The 1,823-nt window shown below is 66.2% G+C and carries 3 protein-coding genes; 1 reads left to right on the top strand and 2 read right to left on the bottom strand.

Going from position 1 to position 1,823, the window contains the following annotated elements:
- On the bottom strand, window positions 1–341 hold a 341-nt coding region (locus BEN49_RS14680; protein WP_317040459.1), incomplete at its 3' end, for a biotin/lipoyl-containing protein.
- A 93-nt stretch (window positions 342–434) separates the two neighbouring features.
- Window positions 435–1,052, bottom strand: a complete 618-nt coding sequence (locus tag BEN49_RS14675) for a histidine phosphatase family protein (RefSeq protein WP_070744617.1) — start codon at window positions 1,050–1,052, stop codon at window positions 435–437.
- 123 nt (window positions 1,053–1,175) lie between these two features.
- Here BEN49_RS14675 and BEN49_RS14670 point away from each other — a divergent pair, with 123 nt between their 5' ends.
- Complete coding sequence (locus tag BEN49_RS14670) at window positions 1,176–1,592, top strand: hotdog fold thioesterase (protein ID WP_070744615.1); 417 nt, start codon at window positions 1,176–1,178, stop codon at window positions 1,590–1,592.
- The last annotated feature ends 231 nt before the right edge of the window (window positions 1,593–1,823 follow it).

Raw genomic sequence — 1,823 nt, 5'->3', positions numbered from 1 at the left:
GGGCTTGGGGGCCTCGGGGGCCGGCGCGGCGGGGGCCGGAGCAGCCTCGGCTTTGGGGGCCGCGGGGGCCCACCGCCGTTTAGCAGCGCCGCGAAATCTTCGCCCGGCTTGCCCACAATGGCCAGCACACCGTCCACGGCCACGGCTTCGCCCTCTTTCGGGCCGATGTAGAGCAGGGTACCGTCGTCGTAGTTTTCCAGCTCCATCGTCGCCTTATCGGTTTCGACTTCGGCCAGGATATCGCCGGATTTAACTTCGTCGCCCACTTTTTTGAGCCAAGCCGCGATGACGCCTTCGGTCATCGTGTCGCTCATTTTGGGCATTTTTATGATTTCGGCCATCGGGTTGTCGCGCTTGGGTTGATTGGGCCAAAATTAGCCCGAAAAGTTGGGCGCGCCAACCGGCCGGGGCCCCACCGCCACCGGCAGCCGCGCTCAGCTTTGCAAATGGGCGGTATCGAGGAAATTTTTTACCGTAAACACCGTACCCGTATACTCCAGCTTATACAAACACAAGTTGCTGTGTTCAAAGCCATCCATGCAGCTGAGTGGGTAATGCAGCAGCTGGCAGAGCAGCACGCGCAGGGCCCGGCCGTGCAGGCACACGAGCACGGTTTCTTCGTCGGCGCGGGCCTTGAGCAGCTCGATGAACGGGCGCTGGCGGGCGGCCACTTCGGCCGGGCTTTCGCCGCCTTCGAGGCGGGCGCTATCGTCGCCGGCGGCCCAGGCGGCCAGCGTGGCGCGGTACTCGGCGTCCTCGGCCACCGTGATGCGGGTGCCCTCGCGGCGGCCCCAGCTGATTTCGTTCAGGGCCGTGTGCGCCTCGTGGGGCAGGCCTAAATCGAGGAAGCCCTGAACCGATTGCCGGGTGCGGCGCAGCGCCGAGGTGTACACCTTAGCGAACGGGACGTGGCCGTAGGCGGCAAAAAACTGCGCGGCCTGGCGGCGGCCGGTGTCGTTCAGGTCGGAGTCGACGCCGCTGCCCTGCACGATGCTTTGCACGTTGAAATCGGTCTGGCCGTGGCGCAGCAGGAAGATGGTCCGGGGCCTCACGTTTCGGGGTAGTTTTGCGGAACAATGACTTAAAGTACGGGTTCCTGTTTCAAGTTGTTCGTTGGCAGTTGCCAGACGCAATGAACAGCCTACCCATTGCTTGCGAACAACTACGCGCCAAAAATGACCCTCGACGAAGTAAAAGCCTGGACGGCCACCCGCCCCACCCTGGCCGATGCCCTTGGCATCGAGTTGACCGTTCTCAACGACGAATGCATCGAGGGCCGCATGCCCGTGGACGGCCGCACCCACCAGCCCATGGGCCTGTTGCACGGCGGCGCCTCGGTGGCGCTGGCCGAAACGCTGGGCAGCATCGGCGCCGCCAGCCGCGTGGACCCCACCAAGCAAGCCTGCGTGGGCCTGGAAATCAACGCCAACCACCTCAAGGGCGTGCGCGACGGCTGGGTGCGCGGCCGGGCCACGCCGGTGCACGTGGGCCGCAGCACGCAGGTGTGGGAAATCCGCATCACCCACGAAGAAACGGGGGCCCTGGTCTGCCTCAGCCGCATCACGATGGCCGTGATTGACTTGCCCCGTTAGGTTTTAGTTGTCAGTTGCGGGGGCCGGCTGTCCGCCCTTTGACCCGCCCCCGGCCCCGCACGCCTTGTCCTTCCTGTTTTGACTAACCCTTCCACCCCACTTCCCGAACCGCGCGTACTGCCGTGGCCGGCCGCCGCGGCCGGCCTGGGGGCCCTGGCCCGGCTGCGCCACCTCGTGGCGGGGGCCCTGCGCACGGGCCGCCCGCTGGCCGTGTGGCGCGAGCCCGGCGCC

Origin of the sequence: Hymenobacter coccineus (assembly GCF_001816125.1) — a bacterium.
Lineage (GTDB): Bacteria > Bacteroidota > Bacteroidia > Cytophagales > Hymenobacteraceae > Hymenobacter > Hymenobacter coccineus.
This window is presented reverse-complemented; position numbering and strand designations above follow the sequence as displayed.